5 protein-coding genes are annotated in these 3,483 nt (G+C 71.4%); 4 read left to right on the forward strand and 1 reads right to left on the reverse strand.

What is annotated here, in order from left to right; all coding sequences use genetic code 11:
- Positions 1–24: 24 nt before the first annotated feature.
- Complete coding sequence (locus tag ACFWGZ_RS40260) at positions 25–1,293, reverse strand: D-alanyl-D-alanine carboxypeptidase family protein (RefSeq protein WP_382456845.1); 1,269 nt, start codon at positions 1,291–1,293, stop codon at positions 25–27.
- Between the two features lie 61 nt (positions 1,294–1,354).
- On the opposite strand from ACFWGZ_RS40260, the gene ACFWGZ_RS40265 reads away from it, so the two are divergent.
- From ACFWGZ_RS40265 to ACFWGZ_RS40280, 4 genes are all read left to right on the forward strand, one after another.
- Positions 1,355–1,582: an SCO4848 family membrane protein gene (locus ACFWGZ_RS40265; RefSeq protein ID WP_382456846.1), complete on the forward strand. Its 228-nt coding sequence runs from the start codon at positions 1,355–1,357 to the stop codon at positions 1,580–1,582.
- A gap of 8 nt (positions 1,583–1,590) precedes the next feature.
- On the forward strand, positions 1,591–1,941 hold the full coding sequence (locus ACFWGZ_RS40270; protein WP_382456847.1) for a hypothetical protein: 351 nt from the start codon (positions 1,591–1,593) through the stop codon (positions 1,939–1,941).
- 81 nt (positions 1,942–2,022) lie between these two features.
- Positions 2,023–2,532, forward strand: coding sequence for an LPXTG cell wall anchor domain-containing protein (locus ACFWGZ_RS40275; RefSeq protein WP_382456848.1), 510 nt, complete (start codon positions 2,023–2,025; stop codon positions 2,530–2,532).
- A gap of 40 nt (positions 2,533–2,572) precedes the next feature.
- The coding region (locus ACFWGZ_RS40280; protein ID WP_382456849.1) for a hypothetical protein at positions 2,573–3,483 on the forward strand (911 nt) is incomplete at its 3' end.

Consider the following 3,483-nt stretch of genomic DNA (forward strand, 5'->3'; position numbering starts at 1 on the left):
CCGGGGGCCTTTCGCTTCACGCTCTCAGACGCGCTGAGCCGCCTGGGCGGCCTGGCGGCGTGCCCGTGCCGCCTTGGCCCGCTTGTTGCGGAGGAAGAGCAGCACGGCGGCCAGCAGGCCGATGCCCGCTGCGGCCGTGATGGGCAGGCCGACGGTGCCGAACGCGGTCGGCTCCGGACGGCCGTGCTCGTCCAGGCCCGTCGCCGCGGCCGGGTCGCTGGTGTTGCTGCTCTGCGTGGGGACGACGTTCGGCTTCGGCTGGGGCGCGCCGTCCACGAGCTTGCCGACGCCGCCGGGACCCATCGCGAAGCCGTAGTCGAGCAGCTTCGCGGCCTGCGCGTCGAGGCGCGTGGGGGTCTGGTCGCCGCGCAGGAGCACGACGACGAGGCGGCGGCCACCGCGCTCGGCGGCACCCACGTAGGTGTGCTTCGAGTCGTCGGTGAAGCCGGTCTTGCCGCCGATCGCGCCCTCGTAGCTGCCGAGCAGGCGGTTGTCGTTGGTCAGCATGATCGTGCCGCCGTTGCGGCCGGGGAACTGCGACTGCCTGAGCTTCATGGCGTTCGCGAACTCCTCGTACTTCATCGCACCGCGGAAGATCAGCGCGACGTCGTAGGCGGAGGTGCTGGTGCCGGGGCCGTCCAGGCCGGACGGGGTGACGGCGCGGGTGTCGAGCGCGCCGAGCTCCTTGGCCATGGCGTTCATCTTCTGCAGCGCCTTCGGCACACCGCCGAGCTGACGGGCGAGCGTGTGCGCCACGTCGTTGCCGGAGGTGAGCAGCAGGCCGTGCAGCAGCTGGCGGACCGTGTACTGGCCGCCGTCCTTGAGACCGACGCAGGTGCACTCCTGCTGGGTGTCCTCGGCGCTCGCGGTGACGACGAGGTCGCCGCGCAGCTCCTTGGCCACGACCATCGCGAGCAGGACCTTCATGATGCTCGCGGGGCGCTGCCGGCCGTGCGGGTCGTACGTCGCGATGACGGCACCGCTGTCGATGTCCGCGAGCAGCCAGGTGGCGGCGGTGATGCCGCTCGGCGGCTGGGCCGAGTTCGGCGGCAGGATCAGGCCGCACTCGCCGAGCCGGTCACCGCCGATCGGCTTCTCGGGCACCTCGAGCGCGGTCGGGGCCTTCTGGCCGGGGGCCGGCTGTTCCGAGGTGTCCACCGGGGGCGGCGGGGTCTCGCGGTTGGCGCACTGTGCCGAGCCGGCGGCTTGCTGTGCGGTGCTCGTCGGTGCGGCGAACGCGGCGGTGGCCGTAGCTAGGACCAGGGCGACGATGAGCCGTTGGGTGAAGGGCACCCCTTCAGGCTATCCACCCCCGTTTAGCGCCTTGCACGCACCACGTCTGATACTGGTCCGCGTGAAGCTCTCGCGCCCGACGTCACTCTTCCTGGTGGCTTTCGGAGTGTGGTCGTGGGTGATCTGGCCCACGTTCCTGAAGAACATCTGGAACGACCCGCGTTCGTTCAGCGACGGACCGACCCCGTTCTTCACGGTGCACCTGGTGCTCGTGATCGCCTCGCTCGTGTTCGGCACCGTCATCGGGGTGCTGGGCGTGCGGGGTTTCCTGGCCACTCGACGTCGATAGGAAACGCTGTGGAGTTCGTACGGCTGCTGCTGGTGTTCCTGCACCTGCTGGGCATGGGCATGCTCGTCGCGATGATCATGTTGCAGGCGAAGGCGGGGAAGGGCGCGCCGGTCAACAAGGGCTGGCTGCACGGCGCGGCCCTGCAGCTGCTGACCGGCATCGCACTGGTCGCCGTCGACCCCCTGGTCGACTCGGTGAAGTACGACCACGTCAAGATCGGCGTGAAGCTGCTGGTGGTCGTCGCCATCGCCGTCGTCGTGGCGATCAACGTCAACAAGCCCAAGGCCCCGTCCTGGCTGCTGCCGACCGCCGCGTCCCTCGTCGTGCTGAACATCGGCGTGGCCGTCTTCTGGACCTGATCGGGCGATCTCTTGATCACTCGCGGGTGACGTCCGGCGGAAATGAGCCCGACGCGCCGTAGGTGGGCCAACGATCGCGGCATGTCACGTATCCCCTACATCGGTGTGCTCACCGCCGGTGCGGTGTTGACGCTCGTCGCGCTGCACGGTGCCGCCCCCGAGGCCGAGGCCTCGGGGGACGGCCGGGCGTGCGCCGCTGCGTGGTGCCCGAAGGAACGCCCGGAGGGGCGTGCTCCTCAGGAGAGAGGAGAGCCGACGGACGAGACCACCACGACGACGCCGGCCACGACCACCACCACGACCGAGACCACCACCACGACCGCGACGACGACCACCACTGCTCCGGAGTCGACGACCACGACGACGTCGACCACCCCCACGGAGTCGACCACCACGACCACTCCCGAGACCACGACTCCGCCGGTGTGGACGACGACCAGGCCCGTCGCGGCCCCGCCCCGCTACGACGACAACCGCCTCGCGAACACCGGCGCGTCGACGGTCTGGATGCTCCTGCTCGGCGTGCTGTCCGTCCTCGGCGGCGCCCTGGTGCTGCTGATCGAGCGCGGCAGGTGCGGCCTGCGCCGCTGACCGCTCCACAATTGTCGGTGGTGCTCGTCACACTGGTGGCATGCGAATCGAACACCTGCGCGAACGCAGCGATCTCGGAGTCATCAGCGCGAGCACCCTCCGGTCACTGGGAGTGGCGAATCCCTGGTCGAAATGCCGTCCGGGCGGGCCGTGGCAACGCATGCACGCGGGAGTCGTACTGCTGCACAACGGCCCGCCCACCCCTGACCAGCACCTCACCGCGGCCCTGCTGCGGGCCGGCCCCGGCGCCGTCGTCACCGGCGCCGAAGCGTGCCGCCGCCACGGCCTTCCCGCGCGGGGCACCGAGATCCACGTGCTCGTGCCCGGTTCGGTGCGGGGCAGCGGTTCTCTCGTCGTCGAACGCGCCTCGCCGATGCCCGCCTCGACCGACGTCGGGGGGTTCCCGGTGGTGTCCGCTGCCCGGGCCGTGGTGGACGCGTGCCGGCTCTTGCGGTCCGCCGACGACGCCACGGCCCTGATCGCCGCCGCGATCCAGCGCGGCCGGTGCACGCCTGCCTCGCTCGCCGCGGAGGCCCGCACGAACCGCTACGGCACCAAGGTGGTGCGGTCGGTGCTGCGCGAGCTGGGGCGGGCCGAGTCCGTCGCCGAACGGGACGCCCGCCGGCTGTCGCGGAAGATCCGGCTGTGCACCCCGCACTGGAACGTCACGATCGCCGATGCCGGCGGCGTGGTCGTCGGGCGGCCGGACGCGTGGTTCGACGATGTCGGGCTGGCGTGGGAGATCGACTCGCGGGCCTTCCACTACGGGGCGCGCGACTACGAGCGGACTCTCGCGCGCAACAGCCGGTACGCCGCCGCCGGGATCCTGGTGGTGCAGACGTTGCCGACCCGGTTGCGGGACTGTCCCGACGCGGTGGGGCGGGAGCTGAAGGCCGCGCATAGGGCGGCGGCCGCGCGGACCCGGCCGCCGGTGCGGATCGTGGAGGTGAC

The sequence above is a fragment of the Lentzea sp. NPDC060358 genome (assembly GCF_042725365.1).
In the GTDB taxonomy this organism is placed as follows: Bacteria; Actinomycetota; Actinomycetes; order Mycobacteriales; family Pseudonocardiaceae; genus Lentzea.

Bases quoted from the DNA above. Each gene is read 5' to 3' on its own strand.
- ACFWGZ_RS40275 (WP_382456848.1), top strand. From the start codon at position 2,023: ATGTCACGTATCCCCTACATCGGTGTGCTCACCGCCGGTGCGGTGTTG.